This is a genomic window from Enterobacter sp. DC1 (genome assembly GCF_000568075.1).
Lineage (GTDB): Bacteria > Pseudomonadota > Gammaproteobacteria > Enterobacterales > Enterobacteriaceae > Enterobacter > Enterobacter asburiae.
The window spans coordinates 1-24807 of record NZ_AZUA01000004.1 but is presented as its reverse complement, the minus strand read 5'-3'; the positions used below and the strand labels follow the sequence as shown (position 1 = coordinate 24807).

Annotated in this window: 24 protein-coding genes; 16 read left to right on the top strand and 8 right to left on the bottom strand. The window is 54.6% G+C overall.

Translation table 11 applies throughout. The annotated features are described in order from the left end of the window. Positions 1-21 precede the first annotated feature (21 nt). The 12 genes from bamA to tilS all read left to right on the top strand — a co-directional run bounded on the left by bamA (position 22) and on the right by tilS (position 15705). The gene (gene bamA, locus P346_RS08505; RefSeq protein ID WP_032660588.1) at positions 22-2439 is read left to right on the top strand and encodes an outer membrane protein assembly factor BamA; all 2418 of its coding nucleotides are present in this window, start codon (positions 22-24) and stop codon (positions 2437-2439) included. A gap of 122 nt (positions 2440-2561) precedes the next feature. After that, positions 2562-3056, top strand: a complete 495-nt coding sequence (gene skp, locus P346_RS08510; protein WP_029741200.1) for a molecular chaperone Skp — start codon at positions 2562-2564, stop codon at positions 3054-3056. A 3-nt stretch (positions 3057-3059) separates the two neighbouring features. Further along, positions 3060-4085, top strand: a complete 1026-nt coding sequence (lpxD, locus tag P346_RS08515) for a UDP-3-O-(3-hydroxymyristoyl)glucosamine N-acyltransferase (protein WP_029741199.1) — start codon at positions 3060-3062, stop codon at positions 4083-4085. Positions 4086-4187: 102 nt separating this feature from the next. Further along, positions 4188-4643, top strand: coding sequence for a 3-hydroxyacyl-ACP dehydratase FabZ (fabZ, locus tag P346_RS08520; RefSeq protein WP_010426706.1), 456 nt, complete (start codon positions 4188-4190; stop codon positions 4641-4643). A 3-nt stretch (positions 4644-4646) separates the two neighbouring features. Then, the gene (gene lpxA, locus P346_RS08525) at positions 4647-5435 is read left to right on the top strand and encodes an acyl-ACP--UDP-N-acetylglucosamine O-acyltransferase (RefSeq protein ID WP_023310462.1); all 789 of its coding nucleotides are present in this window, start codon (positions 4647-4649) and stop codon (positions 5433-5435) included. Next, positions 5435-6583 carry a lipid-A-disaccharide synthase gene (gene lpxB, locus P346_RS08530; RefSeq protein ID WP_023334578.1) on the top strand — a complete coding sequence of 383 codons (1149 nt, stop codon included), beginning with the start codon at positions 5435-5437 and terminating at the stop codon, positions 6581-6583. Before lpxA ends, lpxB begins: the two co-directional genes overlap by 1 nt. Then, on the top strand, positions 6580-7176 hold the full coding sequence (gene rnhB / locus P346_RS08535) for a ribonuclease HII (protein ID WP_024907528.1): 597 nt from the start codon (positions 6580-6582) through the stop codon (positions 7174-7176). The genes lpxB and rnhB overlap by 4 nt, the downstream gene beginning before the upstream one ends. A gap of 38 nt (positions 7177-7214) precedes the next feature. Beyond that, entirely contained in the window at positions 7215-10697 is a 3483-nt protein-coding gene (gene dnaE, locus P346_RS08540; protein ID WP_029741195.1) for a DNA polymerase III subunit alpha, read from the top strand. Between the two features lie 12 nt (positions 10698-10709). Then, a complete protein-coding gene (gene accA / locus P346_RS08545; RefSeq protein WP_023310466.1) occupies positions 10710-11669 on the top strand; it encodes an acetyl-CoA carboxylase carboxyl transferase subunit alpha in 960 nt (319 codons plus the stop codon). A gap of 100 nt (positions 11670-11769) precedes the next feature. Further along, positions 11770-13902: a lysine decarboxylase LdcC gene (locus P346_RS08550; protein WP_032660584.1), complete on the top strand. Its 2133-nt coding sequence runs from the start codon at positions 11770-11772 to the stop codon at positions 13900-13902. A gap of 65 nt (positions 13903-13967) precedes the next feature. After that, positions 13968-14357: a VOC family protein gene (locus P346_RS08555; RefSeq protein WP_032660582.1), complete on the top strand. Its 390-nt coding sequence runs from the start codon at positions 13968-13970 to the stop codon at positions 14355-14357. A gap of 58 nt (positions 14358-14415) precedes the next feature. Beyond that, a complete protein-coding gene (tilS, locus tag P346_RS08560) occupies positions 14416-15705 on the top strand; it encodes a tRNA lysidine(34) synthetase TilS (RefSeq protein WP_032660579.1) in 1290 nt (429 codons plus the stop codon). 28 nt (positions 15706-15733) lie between these two features. Here the strand turns inward: tilS and rof are convergent, their stop codons facing one another. Both rof and P346_RS08570 read right to left on the bottom strand, forming a co-directional pair. Continuing rightward, a complete protein-coding gene (rof, locus tag P346_RS08565; protein ID WP_008501890.1) occupies positions 15734-15994 on the bottom strand; it encodes a Rho-binding antiterminator in 261 nt (86 codons plus the stop codon). Next, positions 15981-16181, bottom strand: coding sequence for a YaeP family protein (locus tag P346_RS08570; RefSeq protein WP_008501889.1), 201 nt, complete (start codon positions 16179-16181; stop codon positions 15981-15983). The genes rof and P346_RS08570 overlap by 14 nt, the downstream gene beginning before the upstream one ends. Positions 16182-16377: 196 nt before the next feature. Between P346_RS08570 and P346_RS08575 the strand changes: the two genes are divergently transcribed. Genes P346_RS08575 through nlpE form a run of 3 tightly spaced genes read left to right on the top strand, consistent with a single transcriptional unit; the run spans position 16378 to position 18075 of the window. Then, entirely contained in the window at positions 16378-16923 is a 546-nt protein-coding gene (locus tag P346_RS08575) for a YaeQ family protein (protein WP_023310470.1), read from the top strand. Then, positions 16920-17342 carry an alternative ribosome rescue aminoacyl-tRNA hydrolase ArfB gene (arfB, locus tag P346_RS08580; protein WP_032660576.1) on the top strand — a complete coding sequence of 141 codons (423 nt, stop codon included), beginning with the start codon at positions 16920-16922 and terminating at the stop codon, positions 17340-17342. Before P346_RS08575 ends, arfB begins: the two co-directional genes overlap by 4 nt. Before the next feature lie 34 nt (positions 17343-17376). After that, entirely contained in the window at positions 17377-18075 is a 699-nt protein-coding gene (nlpE, locus tag P346_RS08585; protein WP_032660574.1) for an envelope stress response activation lipoprotein NlpE, read from the top strand. 47 nt (positions 18076-18122) lie between these two features. On the opposite strand, the gene proS is transcribed toward nlpE, so the two are convergent. From proS to metN, 6 genes are all read right to left on the bottom strand, one after another. Beyond that, complete coding sequence (proS, locus tag P346_RS08590) at positions 18123-19841, bottom strand: proline--tRNA ligase (protein ID WP_032660571.1); 1719 nt, start codon at positions 19839-19841, stop codon at positions 18123-18125. 112 nt (positions 19842-19953) lie between these two features. Then, positions 19954-20661, bottom strand: coding sequence for a tRNA (N6-threonylcarbamoyladenosine(37)-N6)-methyltransferase TrmO (gene tsaA, locus P346_RS08595; RefSeq protein WP_032660567.1), 708 nt, complete (start codon positions 20659-20661; stop codon positions 19954-19956). Further along, complete coding sequence (gene rcsF / locus P346_RS08600) at positions 20658-21062, bottom strand: Rcs stress response system protein RcsF (RefSeq protein ID WP_008501883.1); 405 nt, start codon at positions 21060-21062, stop codon at positions 20658-20660. The genes tsaA and rcsF overlap by 4 nt, the downstream gene beginning before the upstream one ends. 106 nt (positions 21063-21168) lie before the next feature. Beyond that, entirely contained in the window at positions 21169-21984 is an 816-nt protein-coding gene (gene metQ, locus P346_RS08605; RefSeq protein ID WP_014168729.1) for a methionine ABC transporter substrate-binding lipoprotein MetQ, read from the bottom strand. A gap of 40 nt (positions 21985-22024) precedes the next feature. Further along, on the bottom strand, positions 22025-22678 hold the full coding sequence (locus P346_RS08610) for a methionine ABC transporter permease MetI (protein ID WP_014168730.1): 654 nt from the start codon (positions 22676-22678) through the stop codon (positions 22025-22027). Beyond that, positions 22671-23702, bottom strand: coding sequence for a methionine ABC transporter ATP-binding protein MetN (gene metN / locus P346_RS08615; RefSeq protein WP_023310475.1), 1032 nt, complete (start codon positions 23700-23702; stop codon positions 22671-22673). The genes P346_RS08610 and metN overlap by 8 nt, the downstream gene beginning before the upstream one ends. Before the next feature lie 188 nt (positions 23703-23890). Here metN and gmhB point away from each other — a divergent pair, with 188 nt between their 5' ends. Beyond that, positions 23891-24457, top strand: a complete 567-nt coding sequence (gmhB, locus tag P346_RS08620; RefSeq protein ID WP_032660564.1) for a D-glycero-beta-D-manno-heptose 1,7-bisphosphate 7-phosphatase — start codon at positions 23891-23893, stop codon at positions 24455-24457. The last annotated feature ends 350 nt before the right edge of the window (positions 24458-24807 follow it).

Genomic DNA, 24807 nt, shown 5'->3' with positions numbered 1-24807 from the left:
TAGGAAGAACGCATAATAACGATGGCGATGAAAAAGTTGCTCATAGCGTCGCTGCTGTTTAGCAGCGCCACCGTATACGGTGCTGACGGGTTCGTAGTGAAAGACATTCATTTCGAAGGCCTCCAGCGTGTCGCCGTTGGTGCGGCCCTCCTCAGTATGCCTGTACGCCCCGGCGATACGGTTAATGATGATGATATCAGTAACACCATCCGTGCTCTGTTTGCCACCGGCAACTTTGAGGACGTCCGCGTCCTGCGCGATGGTGATACGCTGCTGGTACAGGTAAAAGAACGTCCGACGATCGCCAGTATCACTTTCTCCGGTAACAAGTCGGTGAAAGATGACATGCTCAAGCAGAATCTTGAAGCATCCGGTGTTCGTGTGGGTGAATCCCTGGACCGCACAACCCTTTCAGACATTGAAAAAGGTCTGGAAGACTTCTACTACAGCGTCGGTAAATACAGTGCCAGCGTGAAAGCGGTTGTCACTCCGCTGCCGCGCAACCGTGTTGACCTGAAGCTGGTCTTCCAGGAAGGTGTTTCTGCGAAGATCCAGCAGATCAACATTGTCGGCAACCACGCGTTCAGCACCGACGAACTGATCTCCACCTTCCAGCTGCGCGATGAAGTGCCATGGTGGAACGTGGTAGGCGATCGCAAATACCAGAAACAGAAACTGGCGGGCGACCTTGAAACCCTGCGCAGCTACTATCTCGATCGTGGCTATGCACGTTTCAACATCGACTCGACTCAGGTCAGTCTGACTCCGGACAAGAAAGGTATCTACATTACGGTTAACATCACTGAAGGTGAGCAGTACAAGCTTTCTGGTGTTGAGGTGAGTGGTAACCTTGCGGGGCATTCTGCTGAAATCGAATCGCTGACCAAAATTCAGCCGGGCGACCTGTACAGCGGTTCTAAAGTAACCAAAATGGAAGACAGCATTAAGAAGCTGCTCGGCCGCTATGGTTATGCCTATCCGCGCGTACAGACTCAGCCGGAAATCAATGACGCGGATAAAACCGTCAAGCTGCACGTGAATGTTGATGCGGGCAACCGTTTCTACGTGCGTAAGATCCGCTTCGTCGGTAACGACACTTCCAAAGATTCCGTTCTGCGCCGCGAAATGCGTCAGATGGAAGGCGCATGGTTGGGAAGCGACCTCGTTGATCAGGGTAAAGAGCGTCTGAACCGTCTGGGCTATTTTGAAACGGTGGATACCGATACCCAGCGCGTACCGGGCAGCCCGGATCAGGTTGATGTCGTTTATAAAGTGAAAGAGCGCAACACCGGTAGCTTCAACTTCGGTGTGGGCTACGGTACTGAAAGCGGCGTTAGCTTCCAGGTCGGCGTGCAGCAGGATAACTGGCTGGGTACGGGTTACTCTGTCGGTATTAACGGCACCAAAAACGACTACCAGACCTACTCTGAGTTCTCTGTGACGAACCCATACTTCACCGTAGACGGTGTGAGCCTGGGCGGTCGTATCTTCTATAACGACTTTAAAGCAGATGACGCGGATCTGTCTTCATACACCAACAAGAGTTACGGTGTAGACGGTACGCTTGGCTTCCCGGTTAACGAATACAACACCCTGCGTGCGGGCTTAGGCTACGTGCATAACGACCTGTCCAACATGCAACCGCAGGTGGCGATGTGGCGTTATCTGGACTCTATCGGCCAGTCAACCAGCAAAAGTGGCCATGACAATGGCTTCGCGGCGGATGACTTCACCTTTAACTACGGCTGGACCTATAACCGTCTTGACCGTGGTTACTTCCCAACGGAAGGTTCTCGCGTCAACCTGAACGGTAAAGTTACCGTGCCGGGTTCCGATAACGAGTTCTATAAGGTCACGCTGGATACCGCGTCCTACTTCCCGATCGATGACGATCACAAGTGGGTGGTTCTGGGTCGTACCCGTTGGGGCTATGGCGATGGTCTGGGTGGCAAAGAACTGCCATTCTATGAAAACTTCTATGCGGGTGGCTCCAGCACCGTTCGTGGTTTCCAGTCCAACAACATTGGTCCTAAAGCGGTTTACTACGGCGGAAACGACAAAGATAACTGTAATAAGACTTCCTCGTCCGAAGTCTGTAGCTCCAATGACGCGGTGGGCGGTAACGCCATGGCCGTTGCCAGCCTGGAGTTCATCACGCCAACGCCGTTTATCAGTGATAAATACGCGAACTCGGTCCGTACGTCCTTCTTCTGGGATGCCGGTACCGTATGGGATACCAACTGGCAGAATACTGCCCAGATGCGCGCAGAAGGCATTCCTGACTACAGCGATCCGAGCAATATTCGCATGTCTGCCGGTATCGCATTACAATGGATGTCACCGCTGGGGCCGTTGGTCTTCTCCTACGCCCAGCCGTTTAAGAAATATGATGGAGATAAGTCGGAGCAATTCCAGTTTAACATTGGTAAAACCTGGTAATAATCCGCTGCAAAGGAATGCGTTGGCAGTGTAGCGCTGACAACTGGCGATCGGTAACACGGTCGCCTTGCCACGCAAAGAACGGTACCTTCTGGTGCCAATGGGATGGTAAGGAGTTAATTGTGAAAAAGTGGTTATTAGCTGCAGGTCTCGGTTTAGCGATGGCAACTTCTGCTCAGGCAGCAGACAAAATTGCAATCGTCAACATGGGTAATTTGTTCCAGCAGGTTGCACAGAAAACGGGTGTTTCTGCGACTCTGGAAAACGAATTCAAAGGCCGTGCAAGCGAACTGCAGGGTATGGAAAACGATCTTCAGTCCAAAATGCAGCGTCTGCAGCGTGATGGTTCTACCATGAAAGCAAGCGACCGCAGCAAGCTGGAAAAAGACGTAATGGCTCAGCGCCAGGCGTTCTCTCAGAAAGCGCAGGCTTTCGAGCAGGATCGTCAGCGTCGTTCTAACGAAGAACGCGGCAAGCTGGTGACTCGCATTCAGACTGCTGTTAAATCAGTGGCTGCCGATCAGAACATCGATCTGGTTGTTGATGCGAACGCTGTAGCTTTCAACGGCAGCGATGTTAAAGACATCACCGCTGATGTTCTGAAACAGGTTAAATAAGTAATGCCTTCAATTCGACTGGCTGATTTAGCTCAGCAGTTGGATGCAGAATTACACGGTGATGGCGATATCGTCATCACCGCTGTTGCGTCCATGCAATCTGCTAAAGCTGGCACGATTACCTTCATGGTAAGCCCTAAGTACCGTGAGCAACTGGCTCAATGCCAGGCGTCAGCTGTTGTTCTGACGCAGGACGATCTTCCATTTGCCACTGTAAGCGCGCTGGTAGTGAAAAACCCCTACCTGACGTATGCACGCATGGCTCAAATTCTCGATACCACGCCACAGCCGGCCCAGGACATTGCTGCCAGTGCAGCGATTGACGCGACGGCCAGGCTTGGTAGCAACGTCGCCGTTGGCGCAAATGCGGTTATCGAATCCGGCGTTGTTCTGGGCGATAACGTCGTCATTGGCCCGGGCTGCTTCGTTGGGAAAAATACGAAAATCGGCGCCGGGACCCGTTTATGGGCCAATGTGTCCGTTTATCATGATGTTGAAATTGGCGAAAATTGCCTTGTCCAGTCCAGCACCGTGATTGGTTCTGACGGCTTTGGTTACGCTAACGATCGCGGTAACTGGGTTAAGATCCCGCAGCTTGGTCGCGTTATTATTGGCGATCGCGTAGAGATCGGTGCCTGTACCACCATTGACCGTGGCGCGCTTGACGACACGATCATTGGCAATGGTGTTATCATCGATAACCAGTGCCAGATTGCGCATAACGTTGTGATTGGCGACAATACCGCGGTTGCGGGTGGCGTCATCATGGCAGGCAGCCTGAAAATTGGCCGTTATTGCATGATTGGCGGCGCGAGCGTGATTAATGGCCATATGGAAATATGCGACAAGGTCACCGTGACGGGAATGGGCATGGTAATGCGTCCTATCACTGAACCTGGCGTCTATTCTTCAGGTATTCCGCTACAACCCAACAAGGTATGGCGTAAAACAGCAGCTCTGGTGATGAATATTGATGATATGAGCAAGCGCCTCAAGTCTCTTGAGCGTAAGATCGATCAACAAGATTAAGCGTCATCCGTTGAACGCTATTTTTCCCGGCCTGTCGGCTTTCTAATAAACCGGCAGGCCGTGTTATTATTGTTATCAGTACATTTTGACAGGAAGAGTATTTTGACTACTGACACTCATACTCTGCATATTGAAGAGATTTTAGAACTTCTGCCGCACCGCTACCCGTTTCTGCTGGTAGACCGTGTGCTGGATTTTGAAGAAGGTCGTTTTCTGCGCGCAGTGAAAAATGTTTCCGTGAACGAGCCGTTCTTCCAGGGGCACTTCCCTGGTAAGCCTATCTTCCCGGGTGTGTTGATTCTGGAAGCGATGGCTCAGGCTACCGGTATTCTGGCGTTTAAAAGCGTCGGCAAACTGGAGCCAGGTGAGCTGTATTACTTCGCGGGTATTGATGAAGCGCGCTTTAAGCGCCCTGTCGTGCCTGGTGATCAGATGATCATGGAAGTCACTTTTGAAAAAACGCGTCGTGGCCTGACTCGCTTCAAAGGCGTAGCGCTGGTTGACGGCAAAGTTGTTTGCGAAGCGACGATGATGTGTGCTCGTAGCCGGGAGTCCTGATACGTGATTGATAAATCCGCCTTTATTCATCCTACTGCTATTGTGGAAACCGGTGCCATCATTGGCGCTAACGTCCACATTGGCCCGTTTTGTATTGTTGGACCCCATGTCGAAATTGGTGAGGGTACAGTACTGAAATCTCACGTTGTCGTGAATGGTCACACGACCATTGGCTGCAATAACGAGATCTATCAGTTCGCCTCCATCGGCGAAGTTAACCAGGATCTGAAATATGCTGGTGAGTCGACCCGTCTGGAAATTGGCGATCGTAACCGTATTCGCGAAAGCGTCACCATTCATCGTGGAACAGTACAAGGTGGTGGGTTGACGAAGGTGGGCAGCGATAACCTGTTTATGGTTAATGCGCATATCGCGCACGACTGTACCGTGGGTGACCGCTGTATTCTTGCCAACAACGCAACGCTGGCAGGACACGTATCGGTTGATGACTTCGCAATTATTGGCGGCATGACCGCAGTCCATCAGTTCTGCATCATTGGTGCGCACGTGATGGTAGGCGGATGCTCCGGTGTGGCGCAGGACGTTCCACCGTATGTGATTGCGCAGGGCAACCATGCCACGCCGTTTGGCGTGAACATCGAAGGCCTCAAGCGTCGTGGTTTTAGTCGCGAAGCGATTACTGCCATCCGCAACGCGTACAAACTGCTGTACCGTAGCGGTAAAACGCTGGAAGAGGCGAAGCCGGAAATTGCCGAGCTGGCGAATAAGCACCCGGAAGTGAACGCGTTCATGGAATTCTTTGACCGTTCAACAAGGGGTCTGATTCGTTAATGGTCGACAGTCGTCCGCTTACGATAGCCCTGGTCGCCGGAGAAACCTCCGGCGATATTCTTGGTGCCGGTCTCATCCGCGCGCTTAAGGCGCGTGTACCCAATGCTCGCTTTGTCGGCGTTGCTGGTCCGCTGATGCAGGCCGAAGGCTGTGAAGCCTGGTATGAAATGGAAGAGCTCGCCGTGATGGGCATCGTTGAGGTGCTGGGACGGCTACGCCGTTTGCTGCACATCCGCGCCGATCTCACCCGTCGTTTTACCGAACTCAAACCCGATGTGTTTGTCGGTATCGATGCGCCTGATTTCAACATTACCCTCGAAGGTAATCTGAAAAAGCAGGGCATTAAAACCATTCACTACGTCAGTCCGTCCGTCTGGGCGTGGCGACAGAAACGCGTTTTCAAAATCGGACGGTCCACCAACCTGGTGCTGGCTTTCCTGCCTTTCGAAAAAGCGTTTTACGACAGATTTAATGTTCCGTGCCGTTTTATCGGTCATACCATGGCGGATGCGATGCCATTGGATCCGGATAAAAACGCGGCGCGCGACGCGCTGGGCATCCCGCATGATGTGCACTGTCTGGCACTGCTGCCAGGCAGCCGTGGTGCAGAAGTGGAGATGCTGAGCGCCGATTTCCTCAAAACAGCGCAAATTCTTCGCCAGACCTATCCGGATCTTGAAGTGGTTGTTCCGCTGGTAAATGCCAAACGCCGCGAGCAGTTTGAGCGCATCAAAGCGGAAGTCGCCCCGGATCTTCACGTCCGTCTTCTGGACGGGAAAGGGCGGGAAGCGATGTATGCGAGCGATGCCGCGCTGTTGGCCTCCGGTACGGCGGCGCTGGAGTGCATGCTGGCGAAATGCCCTATGGTGGTCGGTTATCGCATGAAGCCGTTCACCTTCTGGCTGGCAAAACGTCTGGTGAAAACGGATTATGTCTCCCTGCCAAACCTGCTTGCCGGACGCGAGCTGGTGAAAGAGCTGCTGCAGGATGAGTGCCAGCCGCAGGCGCTTGCCGATGCGCTACTGCCGCTGCTCGCCAACGGTAAGACCAGCCACCAGATGCACGATACCTTCCGCGAACTGCATCAACTGATCCGCTGTAATGCCGATGAGCAAGCGGCTGATGCGGTGCTGGAGCTAGCAAAATGATGGAATTTGTTTATCCTCACACTCGCCTTGTGGCGGGCGTGGACGAAGTGGGCCGTGGCCCGTTAGTCGGAGCCGTGGTGACCGCCGCGGTGATCCTCGATCCGGCTCGCCCGATTATCGGGCTGAACGACTCTAAAAAATTGTCAGAAAAGCGCCGTCTGGCGCTGTTTAGTGAGATTCAGGAGAAGGCGCTGGCCTGGAGCCTGGGACGTGCTGAACCGCATGAAATAGACGAGCTGAATATTTTGCATGCCACGATGCTGGCGATGCAGCGTGCGGTAGCGGGCCTGAAAATTTCCCCGGAATATGTCCTGATTGACGGAAACCGCTGTCCGGCACTGCCCATGCCTTCAATGGCGGTCGTCAAAGGCGATAGCCGGGTCGCAGAAATTAGCGCCGCTTCTATTATTGCCAAAGTGACGCGTGACGCCGAAATGGCCGCGCTGGATCTCACTTACCCTCAGTATGGTTTCGCCCAGCATAAGGGGTATCCCACACCTTTCCACCTGGAAAGGCTGGCTGAACATGGCGCAACCGAACACCACCGGCGCAGTTTTGGCCCGGTGAAACGCGCGCTGGGACGGGTGTCCTGAATCAATACGCAAGCAATTAAGTAACGCGGAATCTGAAGATGGCTGAACCACGTTTCGTACACCTGCGGGTGCATAGCGACTACTCCATGATCGATGGGCTGGCGAAGACCGGGCCGCTGGTAAAAAAGGCGGCCTCCCTTGGCATGCCCGCGCTGGCGATCACCGATTTTACCAACCTGTGTGGCCTGGTGAAGTTCTACGGAACGGCGCATGGCGCGGGGATAAAGCCCATCGTCGGGGCGGATTTTCATGTGCAGAGCGATCTGATCGGCGATGAAATGACGCAAATCTCCGTGCTGGCGATGAACAACACGGGCTATCAAAACCTCACTCTGCTTATCTCAAAAGCCTATCAGCGCGGGTATGGTGCGCTGGGCCCGTGGATCGACAGGGACTGGCTGGCAGAGCTCAACGAAGGGCTGCTGCTGATCTCCGGTGGCCGTATGGGGGATGTCGGCAAATGCCTGCTGCGCGGCAATAGCGCGCTGGTGGATCAGTGCGTCTCGTTCTATGAAGAGTATTTCCCGGATCGTTATTATCTGGAGCTGATCCGCACCGGTCGCCAGGACGAAGAGAGCTATCTGCACGCGGCGGTCGCACTTGCGGAAGAGCGCGGGCTGCCCGTCGTCGCGACAAACGATGTGCGGTTCCTCGAGCCGGGGGATTTTGACGCCCACGAAATTCGCGTGGCTATCCACGATGGCTTCACGCTGGACGATCCCAAACGGCCGCGTAATTACTCCGCTCAGCAGTACATGCGCAGCGAGGAGGAGATGTGTGAACTCTTCTCCGATATCCCTGAAGCGCTGGAAAACAGCGTGGAGATCGCCAAGCGCTGTAACGTTACCGTCCGCCTCGGCGAATACTTCCTGCCGCAGTTCCCGACGGGTGATATGACCACGGAAGACTTCCTGGTCGTGAAATCAAAAGAAGGTCTTGAAGAGCGTCTGGAATTCCTGTTCCCGGATGAGGCCGTTCGCAAAGAGAAGCGTCCGCCGTACGATGAACGCCTGGATATTGAACTCCAGGTAATCAACCAGATGGGCTTCCCGGGCTACTTCCTGATCGTCATGGAGTTTATCCAGTGGTCGAAGGATAACGGCGTACCTGTCGGACCGGGGCGTGGCTCCGGTGCAGGATCGCTTGTGGCCTATGCGCTTAAAATTACCGACCTCGATCCGCTGGAATTCGACCTGCTGTTCGAACGTTTCCTTAACCCGGAACGTGTTTCCATGCCCGACTTTGACGTCGACTTCTGCATGGAGAAACGCGACCAGGTGATCGAGCACGTCGCCGATATGTACGGCCGTGATGCGGTATCGCAGATTATTACGTTCGGTACGATGGCGGCGAAGGCGGTTATCCGTGACGTCGGCCGCGTGCTGGGCCACCCGTACGGGTTTGTCGATCGTATTTCTAAGCTGGTGCCGCCCGATCCGGGCATGACGCTGGCAAAAGCGTTTGAAGCCGAACCTCAGCTGCCGGAAATCTACGAAGCTGACGAAGAAGTGAAAGCGCTGATCGACATGGCGCGCAAGCTGGAAGGCGTCACGCGTAACGCCGGCAAGCATGCGGGGGGCGTGGTTATCGCGCCGACCAAAATTACCGACTTCGCGCCGCTCTACTGCGATGAAGCGGGTGAGCATCCGGTTACTCAGTTTGATAAGAACGACGTGGAATACGCCGGGCTGGTGAAGTTTGACTTCCTCGGCCTGCGTACGCTGACGATCATCGACTGGGCGCTGAAGATGATCAACCCGCGCCGGGAGAAGCAGGGCCTTGAGCCGATAGACATTGCCGCCATCCCGCTGGATGACAAGAAAAGTTTCGACATGCTGCAGCGCTCGGAGACGACAGCCGTCTTCCAGCTTGAATCCCGCGGCATGAAAGACCTGATTAAACGTCTGCAGCCCGACTGCTTCGAAGATATGATCGCACTGGTCGCCCTGTTCCGTCCGGGCCCGCTGCAGTCAGGGATGGTAGATAACTTTATCGACCGTAAGCACGGTCGCGAAGAGATTTCTTACCCGGACGTTCAGTGGCAGCATGAAAGCCTGAAGCCGGTACTGGAACCAACCTACGGCATTATCCTGTATCAGGAACAGGTCATGCAGATTGCTCAGGTGCTTTCCGGCTATACGCTCGGCGGCGCGGACATGCTGCGTCGTGCGATGGGTAAGAAAAAGCCGGAAGAGATGGCCAAGCAGCGCTCCATCTTTGAAGACGGGGCGAAGAAAAACGGCGTTGACGGCGAGCTGGCGATGAAAATCTTCGACCTGGTGGAGAAATTCGCCGGGTACGGATTTAACAAATCCCACTCCGCCGCCTATGCTTTGGTGTCGTATCAAACGCTGTGGCTGAAAGCGCACTATCCTGCTGAATTTATGGCGGCGGTAATGACGGCCGATATGGACAACACCGAGAAGGTGGTTGGCCTGGTGGACGAGTGCTGGCGCATGGGCCTTAAGATCCTGCCGCCGGATATTAACTCAGGGCTTTACCACTTCCACGTCAACGACGACGGAGAGATCGTTTACGGGATCGGCGCGATCAAAGGCGTGGGCGAAGGTCCGATCGAGGCGATCATCGAAGCGCGTAACAACGGCGGGTATTTCCGCGAGCTGTTCGATCTTTGCGCTCGTACCGACACCAAAAAACTGAACCGTCGCGTGCTGGAAAAACTGATCATGTCCGGCGCGTTTGACAGGCTGGGGCCGCACCGCGCCGCGCTGATGAATTCCCTCGGTGACGCGCTGAAAGCGGCGGATCAGCATGCAAAAGCGGAAGCCATTGGTCAGGCGGATATGTTCGGGGTGCTGGCGGAAGAGCCAGAGCAGATCGAGCAATCTTATTCCAACTGCCAGCCGTGGCCAGAACAGGTGGTACTGGATGGAGAGCGTGAGACGTTAGGCTTGTACCTGACGGGGCACCCGATCAACCAGTACATCAAAGAAATTGAGCGCTATGTCGGCGGCCACAGGCTTAAAGACATGCATCCGACAGAACGTGGTAAAATCACCACGGCTGCGGGGCTCGTGATTGCCGCAAGGGTTATGGTCACCAAGCGCGGCAATCGTATCGGCATCTGTACGCTGGATGACCGTTCCGGGCGTCTGGAGGTGATGTTGTTCACCGACGCGCTGGATAAATACCAGCAATTGCTGGAAAAAGACCGCATACTTATCGTCAGCGGACAGGTCAGCTTTGATGACTTCAGCGGGGGGCTTAAAATGACCGCCCGCGAAGTGATGGACATTGACGAAGCCCGGGAAAAATATGCTCGCGGGCTTGCTATCTCGCTGACGGACAGGCAAATTGATGACCAGCTTTTAAACCGACTCCGTCAGTCTCTGGAACCCCACCGCTCGGGGACAATTCCAGTACATCTCTACTATCAGAGGGCGGATGCACGCGCGCGGTTGCGCTTTGGTGCAACGTGGCGTGTCTCTCCGAGCGATCGTTTACTGAACGATCTCCGTGGCCTCATTGGTTCGGAGCAGGTGGAACTGGAGTTTGACTAATACAGGAATACTATGAGTCTGAATTTCCTTGATTTCGAACAGCCGATTGCTGAGCTGGAAGCGAAAATCGATTCTCTGACAGCGGTAAGCCGTCAGGATGAAAAACTGGATATTAACATCGACGAAGAAGTGCATCGTCTGCGCGAGAAAAGCGTAGAGCTGACGCGCAAAATCTTTGCCGATCTCGGCGCATGGCAGGTGGCCCAGCTGGCCCGCCATCCACAGCGTCCGTACACCCTGGATTATGTCCGCCTGGCGTTTGACGAATTTGACGAACTGGCAGGCGATCGCGCATACGCTGACGATAAAGCTATCGTTGGCGGTATCGCGCGTCTGGACGGACGCCCGGTGATGATCATTGGTCATCAGAAAGGTCGTGAAACCAAAGAGAAAATCCGTCGTAACTTCGGTATGCCAGCACCAGAAGGCTACCGTAAAGCCCTGCGACTGATGGAGATGGCTGAGCGTTTCAACATGCCAATCATCACCTTCATCGACACCCCGGGTGCGTACCCTGGCGTGGGCGCGGAAGAGCGCGGTCAGTCTGAGGCCATCGCGCGCAACCTGCGCGAGATGTCTCGTCTGAAGGTGCCGGTCATCTGTACCGTTATCGGCGAGGGTGGTTCCGGCGGTGCGCTGGCGATTGGCGTGGGCGATAAAGTGAATATGCTGCAGTACAGCACCTATTCCGTTATCTCCCCGGAAGGCTGCGCGTCCATTCTGTGGAAAAGCGCCGACAAAGCGCCGCTGGCTGCAGAAGCAATGGGCATCATTGCGCCGCGCCTGAAAGAGCTTAAGCTGATCGATTCCATCATCCCGGAACCGCTGGGTGGTGCGCATCGTAAGCCGGAAGTGATGGCGGCTTCTCTGAAAGCGCAGCTGCTGGCTGACCTGGCGGATCTGGACGTGCTGAGCAAAGACGATCTGCTCAACCGCCGTTACCAGCGTCTGATGACCTACGGTTACGCGTAAGCTTCACAATTATCTGAAAAGCCGCACACTGTTGCGGCTTTTTTTATACCTGCGGTTTAGCCGGACTATGCTTAGCTAATGTTTTTTAAGGAGGAAGCCCATGAATATCATTGCCATTATGGGGCCGCACGGCGTCTTTTATAAAGATGAGCCAATTAAGGAGCTGGAGCAAGCCCTGCAGTCGCGCGGGTATCAGCTAATCTGGCCGCACAACAGTGCCGACCTGCTGAAGTTCATCGAGCATAACCCGCGTATCTGCGGCGTGATCTTCGACTGGGACGAATACGATCTCGAACTGTGCAGCGATATCAACAAGCTGAACGAATACCTCCCGCTGTACGCGTTTATTAATACTCACTCAACCATGGACGTCAGCGCCAACGATATGCGTATGGCGCTGTGGTTTTTTGAATATTCCCTCGGCGTGGCGGAAGATATTGCGAACCGAATTCAGCAATATACCGGTGAGTACCTCGATAACATTACGCCGCCCTTTACCCGCGCGCTCTTCACCTACGTGAAGGAGGGCAAATATACCTTCTGTACGCCGGGTCATATGGCGGGAACGGCTTATCAAAAAAGCCCGGTGGGCTGCCTGTTCTATGATTTCTTCGGTGGCAACACGCTGAAAGCGGACGTGTCGATTTCAGTCACCGAATTAGGCTCTCTGCTGGATCACACCGGCCCGCATCTTGAAGCCGAAGAGTATATCGCTCGCACCTTTGGCGCCGAGCAGAGCTATATGGTGACCAACGGCACGTCGACCTCGAACAAAATCGTCGGGATGTACGCTGCGCCTGCTGGCAGCACCTTGCTGATTGACCGTAACTGTCATAAATCCCTGGCGCACCTGCTGATGATGAGCGACGTCGTACCGCTCTGGCTGTCGCCCACGCGTAACGCGCTCGGTATTCTTGGCGGCATTCCGCGCCGGGAGTTCACTCATGACGCCATTGAAAGTAAGGTCGCGGCAACTCCTGGCGCAAGCTGGCCTGTTCATGCGGTGATCACCAACTCGACCTATGACGGTCTGCTGTACAACACGAACTGGATCAAAAAGATGCTCGACGTGCCGTCGATCCACTTCGATTCCGCATGGGTGCCATACACCAATTTCCACCCGATTTACGCCGGTAAAAGCGGCATGAGCGGTGAACGCGTGCCGGGTAAAGTGTTCTTCGAAACGCAGTCGACGCATAAAATGCTGGCGGCGTTTTCCCAGGCTTCGCTTATTCACATCAAAGGCGAGTATGACGAAGACACGTTCAACGAAGCCTTTATGATGCATACCACCACCTCACCGAGCTATCCGCTGGTGGCCTCCATTGAAACGGCCGCGGCGATGCTGCGCGGCAATCCGGGCAAACGCCTCATCAACCGTTCGGTTGAGCGCGCGCTGCATTTCCGCAAAGAGGTGCAGCGGCTGAAAGATGAAGCCGACGGCTGGTTCTTTGATATCTGGCAGCCGGAAGAGATTGATGAAGCAGAATGCTGGCCCGTCTCGCCCGGCGAAGACTGGCATGGCTTCCGGGATGCCGATATCGACCATATGTTCCTCGACCCGGTAAAAGTGACGATCCTGACGCCGGGCATGGATGAGCAGGGCAGGATGGGCGATGAAGGTATTCCGGCCGCGTTGGTGGCGAAATTCCTTGATGAACGTGGCGTGGTGGTGGAGAAAACCGGTCCCTATAACCTGCTTTTCCTGTTCAGCATTGGCATTGATAAAACCCGGGCTATGGGGCTGTTGCGCGGCCTGATGGAGTTTAAGCGCGCCTACGATCTCAACCTGCGGGTGAAGAATATGCTCCCGGATCTCTACGCGGAGGATCCTGACTTCTATCGAAATATGCGCATTCAGGATCTGGCTCAGGGGATCCACAGGCTGATCCGTCAGCACGATCTGCCGCGTCTGATGCTTCAGGCGTTCGATGTATTACCAGAGATGAAGTTTACCCCGCACAAGGCGTGGCAGCGCCAGGTGAAAGGGGAGGTCGAAACCGTCGAGCTGGAAAACCTGGTCGGACGCGTATCGGCCAACATGATCTTGCCTTACCCGCCGGGCGTTCCGCTCCTGATGCCGGGAGAGATGATTACCGAAGAGAGTCGGGCCGTGCTCGATTTCCTGCTGATGCTCTGTTCGGTAGGACGCCACTATCCCGGTTTTGAGACGGATATCCACGGTGCGAAGCGCGACGAGAACGGCGTTTACTGGGTGCGAGTCCTAAAATAAGGTTGACCACTTGCCAGGCGCGGGTTTTCGGTTGTAACGTTCAGGCATCATAAAAAGGAGAAGCTATGCTGGGTTTAAAACAGGTTCATCATATTGCGATCATTGCGACCGACTACGCGAAAAGTAAGGCCTTTTACTGCGACATCCTGGGCTTTACGCTCATGAGCGAGGCCTACCGCGAGGAGCGTGACTCCTGGAAGGGCGACCTGGCGTTAAACGGGCAATATGTGATTGAGCTGTTCTCTTTTCCTTTTCCGCCTGCACGTCCGTCCCGCCCGGAAGCCTGTGGCCTGCGTCATCTTGCCTTCAGCGTCGATGACCTGGATAGCGCGGTAAAACATCTGGAAGAGCACGGCGTAACGTGCGAAGCGATCCGCGTCGATCCCTTCACCGACAAGCGCTTTACCTTTTTCAACGACCCGGACGGCCTGCCGCTGGAGCTTTATCAGCAGTAATGGTTGTCCTGTGTGATAATGCCCGCTCAGTTCGGGCATTTTTTATGTGTAATCTCCTATGACCTTACCCGCTATCGCAAAAGCCGTTTCACCGTACCGCCAGCTGCTGGTGGGGTTTAGCGGTGGCCTGGATTCTACCGTGTTGCTGCATCGTCTAAAGCTTTGGCGCGATCGGGAGCCTGACGTCCAGCTTCGGGCGATGCATATTCACCACGGATTAAGTCCTCACGCAGAGGCGTGGGTGGCGCACTGCGAAGCCTTGTGTGCGGCCTGGGCGATCCCGCTCATCGTTGAGCGCGTCACGCTTGTGGAGGAGGGGCTGGGCATCGAGGCGCAGGCGCGGAAAGCCCGCTATGCCGCGTTTGCCGGGGCATTACGTGCTGGAGAAGCGCTGGTCACAGCTCAGCATCTTGATGACCAGTGTGAAACCTTTCTGCTGGCGCTTAAGCGGGGAAGCGGGCCGGCGGGGCTTTCTGCTATGCCGGCGCGTTCTGAATTTGCCGGCACAACGCTACTGCGTCCGCTGCTTGGCGAGACGCGTGCCTCACTGGAAGCCTGGGCGCGAGAACATCAGCTGAACTGGATCGAAGATGAAAGTAACCGGGATGACGGCTATGACCGTAACTTCCTGCGTCTGCGCGTCCTCCCGCTTTTAGGCGAGCGCTGGCCGCATTTCGCCGACGCGACGGCAAGAAGCGCCATGCTGTGTGCGGAACAGGAATCGTTGCTGGATGAGCTGTTGAGCGACGAGCTGGCAGGGCTGATTTCTGCAGAAGGGGCACTGGCGATCGCACCGATGAAAGCGATGAGCCCGGTACGTCGCGCCGCGCTGCTACGGCGCTGGCTGGCCTTTCATCGCGCCGCGATGCCGTCGCGGACAATGCTGATCCGTATCTGGGACGAAGTCGCTCTGGCGCGGGATGATGCCTCCCCGTGCGTCCATCTGAACGGTTTTGAGGTTAGACGCTATAAAGGGAAGCTGTGGTGGATTAAATCCATGCCCTCGCTGACCGATGTGGTGCTCGACTGGCTTTCTCCTGACGCGCCCCTGATATTGCCCTGTGAGGCAGGACGCGTCTCTCTCCTGCCGTCTGGTCATGTGCGGCTGCCGAAGCCCGGCGAACCGGTCACCGTGCGCTTTAAGGCTGGCGGCATGCTGCATATCGTCGGGCGCAACGGGGGACGGAAGCTGAAGAAAATATGGCAGGAGTGTAACGTGCCGCCGTGGCTGCGCGATACCACGCCGCTACTGTTCTACGGTGAAACGCTTATCGCTGCGGCAGGGGGGTTCATCACGGAAGAGGGGTGGTCAGAAGAGGGGGGCAGTTTTGAGTGGCAAAAAGCGTAACGGGCAGCCAGGCTGCCCGTTAGTGTCATCAGGATTCGCTCACCACGACGGTGCCGATTTGCGGGTGGCTGAAGCTGGCTATTTTGTCCAGACGCAGCTCACGCGTCGCACCGGCGTCTTCCACTATCAGGTATTCCACATTCTTTCGTGAAACCAGATCGCTGGCTTTTGCCTTCAACACTTCGCCATCTTTTAGCTCCAGCGTCAGTAATAAATGATGCTGGCAGGCGAGTTCGAGGTTGTCATAGTCATCACAATTGATGGGTTGATAAGTATCATTCATCGACATAATCGCTCACCAGTAAATTCGCCGCAGCATACGCTGCTTTTTCCCTGACCGACTCTGAAAGGCTCTCATCAGAGGCCACTTCATTAAGCACCTTCAATACACAGCCCAACGCGTCCGGGACATACCCCAGATCTCCGCTGGCGATTTCCGCATACCGTTTGCGAATTAACTCACAATAATTATTCACATCCCCTCCCGCCAGCGCACTGACTTACTGTGAGATATCATTAAGCCTACGAAGATAAACTCGGTTTAGCAAGGTGACTATACCATACTCATTTAAGCAATATCAGAGCCTTGATAGCGGTGTATTTAACACCCTGTAACAGCCTTTTGCCGCGGTTTTCGCTACAATGTGCGCCTGATTCGAATGGAGTTCTCTCATGGCGCTGAAAGCGACAATTTATAAAGCAGTGGTCAATGTGGCCGATCTGGATCGCAACCAGTTCCTCGACGCGTCGCTTACTCTGGCACGCCACCCCTCCGAAACCCAGGAGCGCATGATGCTGCGCCTGCTGGCGTGGATTAAGTATGCCGACGAGCGTCTGCAGTTTACCCGTGGGTTAAGCGCAGAAGACGAGCCTGAAGCCTGGCTGCGCAACGATCATCTGGGTATCGATTTGTGGATCGAACTCGGCCTGCCTGACGAGCGCAGAATTAAGAAGGCCTGCACCCAGTCCGCTGAAGTGGCCTTATTCGCGTATAATCAGCGCGCTGCGGAGATCTGGTGGCAGCAAAACAAGAGCAAGTGCGGACAGTTTAAAAATCTCACGGTCTGGTATCTGGACGATGAGCAGCTGGCGCAGTTGAGCGAGTTCGCCAGCCGGACCATGGTTTTGCAGGCGACGATTCAGGACGGCGCCATCTGGCTCTCTGATTCTCAGAATAATCTGGAAATTCATTTAACGGCGTGGCAACCCGCGTCATGATCGTCTTGTCCCGAAACGTCAGCATCCCTGACAACGAGCTGGAGATCACTGCCATCCGTGCGCAGGGGGCTGGCGGGCAGCACGTCAACAAGGCGTCGACGGCTATCCATTTGCGTTTTGACATTCGGGCCTCAAGCCTGCCAGAGTATTATAAAGAAAGCCTGCTTGCCGCCAGCCATCACCTGATCACCAGCGATGGTGTGATAGTGATCAAAGCCCAGGAGTACCGCAGCCAGGAGCTCAACCGGGAAGCGGCGGTAGCCAGGCTGGTAGCGGTCATCAAAGAGCTAACGGCAGTACAAAAAAGCCGCCGGGCAACGCGGCCAACCCGCGCATCGAAAGAGCGTCGGTTGTCCTCGAAGGCCCAAAAATCCACAGTGAAAGCACTACGCAGTAAAGTTCGTCGCCCGACAGAGTGACGATAGGGAACACACTTTTCATAAGGAATTCATTGTGAAAAAAGTATTATGGTCAGCGCTGGCAGCGAGTACGCTGTTTGCGCTTTTTGGGTGTAACAACCGCTCCGAAACGCAGGTTTTACAACCCACGCAAACGGAAGAATTAAAACCGATGCAGCAAAGCTGGCGTGGCGTATTGCCTTGCGCGGACTGCGAAGGCATTGAAACGTCTCTGTTCCTGCAAAAAGATGGCACCTGGGTGATGAATCAGCGCTATCAGGGCGCTAAAGAGCCTTCTTCTTTTGCAACTTATGGAACATGGGCACGTACGGCGGAGAAGCTGGTCCTGACGGATACCACCGGTGAGAAAACCTTTTTCCGTGCCAAAGGTGAGGGGATGGAGATGCTTGACCGCGAAGGCAACCCGATTGAATCCCAGTTCAACTACACGCTTGCGCCGGTAAAAGCGGCTCTGCCTGCCACGCCGATGGCGATGCGGGGGATGTACTTCTATATGGCGGATGCGGCGATCTTTACCGACTGCGCAACCGGCAGGAAGGTCAGCGTGGCAAACAATGCGCAGCTTGAACGTGATTACGCAGTGGCACGCGGTAATGACAGCAAGCCGGTACTGCTGACAGTTGACGGTCACTTTACGCTGGAGCCAAACCCGGATAGCGGGGAGATGGTGAAAACGCTGGTGGCAGATAAAGACGCGAAGTTTGTCGCGGGTAAAGACTGTAACAGTAAATAAGCCGACGCTGAGCCATTAAAAAACCCCGCCTGAGCGGGGTTTTTTGTTTAGCCTTTGATGGCTTTCACCAGGTGATCAAGAATGTCACCGGTCTTGATCATCTGTTTTTCGCCGCTGCGACGGTATTTGTATTCAATCTCATCGCTGTCGAGGTTACGGTCGCCGATGACGACGGTGTGCGGGATACCGATCAGTTCCATATCGGCGAACATTACGCCTGGACGCTCTTTACGGTCATCCATCAGCACTTCGATACCCTGCGCGCGCAGCTCGGCATACAGCTTCTCGGCCAGCTCCTGGACGCGGTAAGACTTGTGCATGTTCATAGGCAGGATCGCAACCTGGAATGGCGCGATATTGTCCGGCCAGACGATGCCTCGTTCGTCGTAGTTCTGCTCAATTGCTGCAGCCACCACGCGCGTCACCCCGATACCGTAGCAGCCCATGGTCAGGATCTGGTTACGGCCATCTTCACCCTGAACAGCCGCGTTCAGCGCGCGAGAGTATTTATCGCCCAGCTGGAAGATGTGACCGACTTCGATGCCGCGCTTAATCATCAGGGTACCCTGACCGTCCGGGCTTGGATCGCCTGCAACCACGTTACGGATGTCAGCCACTTCCGGCGTCGCCACGTCGCGATCCCAGTTGATGCCGAAGTAATGTTTACCGTCGATGTTCGCACCTGCAGAGAAGTCGCTCATTGCAGCAACCGTGCGGTCAATAACAACCGGCACCGGCAGGTTGACTGGACCCAGTGAACCTGGACCCGCATTCACCACGGCGCGGATTTCCGCTTCCGTTGCGAAGGTCAGCGGGCTGGCTACCTGCGGCAGCTTCTCTGCTTTCACTTCGTTCAGCTCATGATCGCCACGCACCAGCAGGGCAACCAGCGGGTAAGCGCTACCTTCGGTGGATTTCACCAGCAGCGTTTTCACGGTTTTTTCGACGGGCAGATTGAACTGCTCAACCAGCTCGGCAATGGTTTTCGCGTTTGGCGTATCAACCAGCGTCATCTCTTGCGTTGCCGCGCCGCGTGGTTCTTTTGGCGCCAGCGCTTCTGCAAATTCGATGTTCGCCGCGTAGTCTGAAGAGTCAGAGAAGATCACATCGTCTTCACCGCTTTGCGCCAGGACCTGGAACTCATGGGAGGCGCTACCGCCGATGGAGCCGGTATCAGCCTGCACAGCACGGAAATCCAGACCCATGCGGGAGAAGATTTTGCTGTACGCCGCGTACATTGCGTCGTAAGTCTCTTGCAGTGATTCCTGAGAGGTATGGAAAGAGTAGGCATCTTTCATCAGGAATTCGCGAGAGCGCATAACGCCGAAGCGTGGGCGAACTTCGTCACGGAACTTGGTCTGGATCTGGAAGAAGTTCAGCGGCAGCTGTTTGTAAGAGCTCAGCTCATTACGAATCAGGTCGGTAATAACTTCTTCATGCGTTGGGCCGAGAACGAACGGACGCTCGCCGCGATCGACGAAGCGCAGCAGTTCAGGACCATACTGTTCCCAACGGCCGCTCTCCTGCCACAGGTCAGCGGGCTGAACCACAGGCATGGACACCTCGATAGCACCGGCGTTGTTCATCTCTTCACGCACGATGTTTTCGACTTTTTTCAGGACGCGCACGCCGGTCGGCAGCCAGGTATATAACCCGGAGGCCAGCTTGCGGATCATCCCGGCGCGCAACATCAGCTGATGGCTGATCACTTCGGCGTCGGCAGGCGTCTCCTTCAGAGTGGAGAGCAGATATTGGCTAGTACGCATGTTGTTACGGTTCCATTTCGACGATTGGAACAGGCTGAAACACCAGCCTGACACAAAAAAAGTGGTTTAGTTTACCAGTGTGGCAAAGATGCCAAAAGAGAGGAGAACAAAATTACCTGGGTTCAAGGGCAAACACTTCAAAACCTGCCCCGGTGACGCGCCAGCGAACGTTGAAATCGAGCAGCCAGACGGCGTACGTTTTTCCTTCTTCCTCATCTTTACGGTAGGCCGGACGAGGGTCCTGTGCCAGAACTTCAGTGATGAAATCCCGTAAGCGAGGATAGCGTTTCTCCAGCTGACCGAGCTGCGCGGTTATCTCTGGCGTAAAATAAACAGGCATATCCGCCTGCGGCGCGTCCTGAGCATAACTTGCACGCGCGTCCGGGAGCGCTTCGGCGAAGGGCAAATAGGGTTTGATGTCGATTACCGGCGTGCCGTCTACCAGGTCCAGGCTACCTAACTCCAGTATCACCCGATCTTTCTGGCAGCGTATGCCTTTCAGTTCAACCAGCGACATGCCAACCGGGTTTGGGCGAAAGGTCGAGCGAGTCGCAAACACGCCCATTCTCGCATTTCCGCCAAGACGAGGAGGGCGCACGGTCGGACGCCAGCCGCCTTCCATCGTCTGGTGAAACACGAACACCACCCATAAATGGCTGAAAGCCTCGAGCCCGCGTACCGCATCAGCCTGATTGTAAGGCGCAATCAGGTGAAGCTCACCGCTTCCGCTGGTCACAAGACCGGGCTGGCGGGGGACGGCGAACTTCTCTTTATAAGGAGAGTGGATAACGCCTATCTGCTCGAACTGAAATGCACTCATTTCGCCGTGATGTTCAGCGCAGAACCGATGCAAACCGCCTGACGATAGCAGCCCGGCGTGCCGCTGGTAACTTCACAGCTGTGCAGCAGGACCGCGTTGGCTTTCATTTTTGCGGCATTAATCTGCATACGTTTACGCGCTGTCGGAATATTCGGTGGTGAGTCCTGATTGGTCGCCTGACAGGATTCGCCGCTCACTTCGCCCAGTTCACGGAACGGTTTACCGACGAGTTCGTCTGCTTTCGTGATAATGCGAACCGGCGCAGGGCGAACCACTTTCGGTTTCGCAGGCTCGGTTTTTGGCGGGGTTGCCGTGCTTTGAACAGGTTCAACGGGAGATCTGCTTAGCATAGAACAGCCGCTCAGCATGAGTGCTAAAAGACAGATCGGTAAAGCACGCATAATAGTTCCTCAATGGATAATCAAAACGTCAGATATTGAATCAGTTGACTGCACAAATGACAAGACGGGCATAAGCCCGTCCTGATGATATTACACTGAGGTGAGATTACCAGCCTTTAACAGCGCCGCCGTTAAACACTTTGTTGGCTTCCTGGTAAACTTCATCAGACTGATAAGCCTGAACGAATTTCTTCACGTTTTCCGCGTCCTTGTTGTCTTCGCGAGTCACGATCAGGTTAACGTACGGGGAGTCTTTATCTTCTACGAAGATACCGTCTTTGGCTGGCGTCAGGCCAATCTGGCTGGCGTAAGTGGTGTTGATAACGGCCAGGGCAATCTGCGCATCGTCCAGAGAACGTGGCAGCTGCGGTGCTTCCAGTTCAACAATTTTCAGATTTTTCGGGTTCTCGGTGACATCCAGAACGGTTGGCAGCAGGCCAACACCGTCTTTCAGTTTGATCAGGCCCACTTTCTGCAGCAGCAGCAGGGAACGGCCAAGGTTGGTTGGGTCGTTAGGCACGGCAACCTGAGAGCCCGGCTGCAGCTCGTCCAGCGATTTAATTTTCTTAGAGTAACCGGCAATTGGATAAACGAAGGTGTTACCAACGCCCACCAGTTTATAGCCGCGATCTTTGATCTGCTGGTCCAGGTATGGCTTATGCTGGAAGGCGTTAGCGTCGATATCGCCTTTGCTCAGCGCTTCGTTCGGCAGGACATAATCGTTGAAGGTCACCAGCTCAACGTCCAGGCCATACTTCTCTTTCGCCACTTTCTGAGCAACCTCAGCAACCTGTTGTTCTGCACCCACGATAACGCCCACTTTAATGTGGTTTGGATCTTTTTCGTCCTGACCGCAACCCACCAGTGCCAGAGAGCCGATCAGCGCGCCTACTGCTGCAAAGGTCTTTAATTTAAACGCCATGTTTTATCCTTAACTCGTAGAGTTTGTGTTGTGTGTAACGTTATTTGTGAGTAACGGTCCGGACGATGCGATCGCCGGAGAACTGGATTAAATAAACCAGAACAACCAGCAATACCAGAACGGTATTCATCACGGTAGCGTTATATCCAATATAGCCGTACTGGTAACCAATCTGCCCTAAACCGCCGGCGCCAACTGCGCCACCCATTGCGGAATAACCGACCAGCGTGATGAGCGTGATGGTTGCCGCGTTCACCAGGCCTGGCAGTGCTTCCGGGAGCAGGACTTTGCGCACGATCTGCATCGGCGTTGCGCCCATCGCGCGGGAAGCTTCTATCAGACCTGTCGGGATTTCCAGCAGGGCGTTTTCCACCATACGAGCGATAAACGGCGCTGCGCCTACGGTCAGCGGAACAATGGCCGCCTGCAGACCGATAGACGTTCCGACGATCACGCGGGTAAACGGAATCATCCACACCAGCAGAATAATGAAGGGGATAGAACGGAAGATGTTCACCAGCGCAGAGAGCGTACGGTACAGCTTCGCGTTCTCAATGATTTGACCCGGACGCGTCACGTACAGCAGTACGCCGACCGGCAGGCCAATCACAAAACCAAAGAAGCCAGAGACAAAGGTCATTGCCAGCGTTTCCCAAACGCCGCGAACCAGCAGCCACATCATCGGCTCAGACATAACCCAGTACCTCTACTTTTACATGGTGTTCTTGCAGCCAGGCAATCGCGGCCTGGGTTTCTTCTTGTGTGCCGTGCATTTCTGTCAGCATAATGCCGAACTTCACGCCACCGGCGTAATCCATCTGCGCGCTGATGATGTTGTTGTTCACGTTAAAGCGACGCGCGGTTTCGGAAAGCAGGGGAGCGTCAACGGACTGACCGGTGAACTCCATGCGCAGCATCGGGACGCTGTCTGCTGCGGGTTCGGTTTTCAAACGCTCCAGATAATCTTCCGGGATATCCAGATGCAGCGTGGACTGGATGAACTGCTGCGCCAGCGGCGTCTTCGGATGAGAGAATACTTCACTTACCGTGTCCTGCTCGATCAGCTCACCGTTGCTGATGACCGCCACGCAGTCGCAGATGCGTTTCACCACGTCCATCTCATGTGTAATAAGGAGGATCGTCAGGCCCAGGCGACGGTTAATGTCTTTCAGCAGTTCCAGAATCGAACGCGTGGTTGCCGGATCCAGTGCGCTGGTGGCTTCATCACACAGCAGTACCTTAGGATTGCTTGCCAGCGCGCGGGCAATGGCCACACGCTGTTTTTGCCCACCGGACAGATTTGCCGGGTAGCTATCATGTTTGTCGCCCAGACCCACGAGGTCGAGCAGCTCGGTGACGCGGCGCTTCACTTCTTCTTTTGGCGTGTTATCCAGCTCAAGCGGTAAGGCAACGTTGCCGAACACGGTGCGGGAGGCCAGCAGGTTAAAGTGCTGGAAGATCATGCCAATCTGACGACGCGCTTTGGTGAGTTCTTTCTCTGAGAGGGCGGTAAGTTCCTGGCCGCCAACTTCTACGCTGCCCTGGGTTGGGCGCTCAAGCAGGTTAACACAACGAATCAGCGTGCTTTTACCTGCACCCGATGCGCCAATGACGCCATAAATTTGACCAGCAGGAACATGCAGGCTGACGTTGTTCAGCGCCTGAATGGTTCGGTTCCCCTGCTGGAACACTTTGGTGATATTGGAAAGTTTAATCATTAGATTATTTTTATCGTATGTAAGTTAGCCGTGGCATTTTCTTCTGCCAGATACGGGTGATGACCGTAAACAAAACGGATGTTAAGGCATCCAGACGTCTAAATCAATCCAACTCTGTACGATGAGCACTTTATTGCGCTGCGATTCATGAGATACTAGTCGAACATGCCTTTTTCAGGAGCAAACCGGTGGCAAAATCAGTACCCGCAATTTTTCTCGATCGTGACGGCACTATTAATGTGGATCACGGTTATGTCCATGAGATTGATGAGTTCGAGTTTATCGAGGGCGTAATAGATGCCATGCGCCAGCTGAAAGAGATGGGTTATGCGCTGGTGGTTGTGACGAACCAGTCCGGTATTGCACGCGGTAAATTCACCGAAGCGCAGTTCGAGACGCTGACGGAATGGATGGATTGGTCGCTGGCAGACCGCGGTGTGGATCTCGACGGCATCTACTATTGTCCGCACCACCCGCAGGGAACGGTAGAAGCGTATCGCCAGACCTGTGACTGCCGTAAGCCGCATCCGGGGATGTTCATCTCTGCGCAGGAGTTCCTGCACATCGATATGTCTGCTTCTTATATGGTGGGCGATAAACTGGAAGATATGCAGGCGGCAGCGGCAGCGGGTGTAGGAACCAAAATATTAGTTCGCACCGGTAAGCCAGTGACGGCAGAAGCAGAAAATGCAGCGGATTGGGTGATTAATAGTCTGGCCGACCTGCCAAAAGAGATTAAAAAGCACCAAAAATAGCCTTTTTGGTGAAAAGGTGAGCGGTTGAAATAAAAATGCATTTTTCCGCTTGTCATTCCTCGGCGGCTCCCTATAATGCGCCTCCATCGACACGGCGGATGTGAATCACTTCACAGACAACCCGGTCGGTTGAAGAGAAAAAATCCTGAAATAACGGGTTGACTCTGAAAGAGGAAAGCGTAATATACGCCACCTCGCAACGGTGAGCGAAAGCCGCGTTGCAACTGCTCTTTAACAATTTATCAGACAATCTGTGTGGGCACTCAAAGTGACATGGATTCTTAACGTCCTCGGACGAAAAATGAATACCAAGTCTCTGAGTGAACATACGTAATTCATTACGAAGTTTA

Excerpts from the sequence above, each read along its gene's own strand:
- bamA (WP_032660588.1), top strand. The coding sequence starts at position 22 with ATGGCGATGAAAAAGTTGCTCATAGCGTCGCTGCTGTTTAGCAGCGCC.
- lpxD (WP_029741199.1), top strand. The coding sequence starts at position 3,060 with ATGCCTTCAATTCGACTGGCTGATTTAGCTCAGCAGTTGGATGCAGAA.
- lpxB (WP_023334578.1), top strand. The coding sequence starts at position 5,435 with ATGGTCGACAGTCGTCCGCTTACGATAGCCCTGGTCGCCGGAGAAACC.
- rnhB (WP_024907528.1), top strand. The coding sequence starts at position 6,580 with ATGATGGAATTTGTTTATCCTCACACTCGCCTTGTGGCGGGCGTGGAC.
- dnaE (WP_029741195.1), top strand. The coding sequence starts at position 7,215 with ATGGCTGAACCACGTTTCGTACACCTGCGGGTGCATAGCGACTACTCC.
- accA (WP_023310466.1), top strand. The coding sequence starts at position 10,710 with ATGAGTCTGAATTTCCTTGATTTCGAACAGCCGATTGCTGAGCTGGAA.
- P346_RS08550 (WP_032660584.1), top strand. The coding sequence starts at position 11,770 with ATGAATATCATTGCCATTATGGGGCCGCACGGCGTCTTTTATAAAGAT.
- P346_RS08555 (WP_032660582.1), top strand. The coding sequence starts at position 13,968 with ATGCTGGGTTTAAAACAGGTTCATCATATTGCGATCATTGCGACCGAC.
- tilS (WP_032660579.1), top strand. The coding sequence starts at position 14,416 with ATGACCTTACCCGCTATCGCAAAAGCCGTTTCACCGTACCGCCAGCTG.
- rof (WP_008501890.1), bottom strand. The coding sequence starts at position 15,994 with ATGTCGATGAATGATACTTATCAACCCATCAATTGTGATGACTATGAC.
- P346_RS08575 (WP_023310470.1), top strand. The coding sequence starts at position 16,378 with ATGGCGCTGAAAGCGACAATTTATAAAGCAGTGGTCAATGTGGCCGAT.
- arfB (WP_032660576.1), top strand. The coding sequence starts at position 16,920 with ATGATCGTCTTGTCCCGAAACGTCAGCATCCCTGACAACGAGCTGGAG.
- proS (WP_032660571.1), bottom strand. The coding sequence starts at position 19,841 with ATGCGTACTAGCCAATATCTGCTCTCCACTCTGAAGGAGACGCCTGCC.
- tsaA (WP_032660567.1), bottom strand. The coding sequence starts at position 20,661 with ATGAGTGCATTTCAGTTCGAGCAGATAGGCGTTATCCACTCTCCTTAT.
- rcsF (WP_008501883.1), bottom strand. The coding sequence starts at position 21,062 with ATGCGTGCTTTACCGATCTGTCTTTTAGCACTCATGCTGAGCGGCTGT.
- metQ (WP_014168729.1), bottom strand. The coding sequence starts at position 21,984 with ATGGCGTTTAAATTAAAGACCTTTGCAGCAGTAGGCGCGCTGATCGGC.
- P346_RS08610 (WP_014168730.1), bottom strand. The coding sequence starts at position 22,678 with ATGTCTGAGCCGATGATGTGGCTGCTGGTTCGCGGCGTTTGGGAAACG.
- metN (WP_023310475.1), bottom strand. The coding sequence starts at position 23,702 with ATGATTAAACTTTCCAATATCACCAAAGTGTTCCAGCAGGGGAACCGA.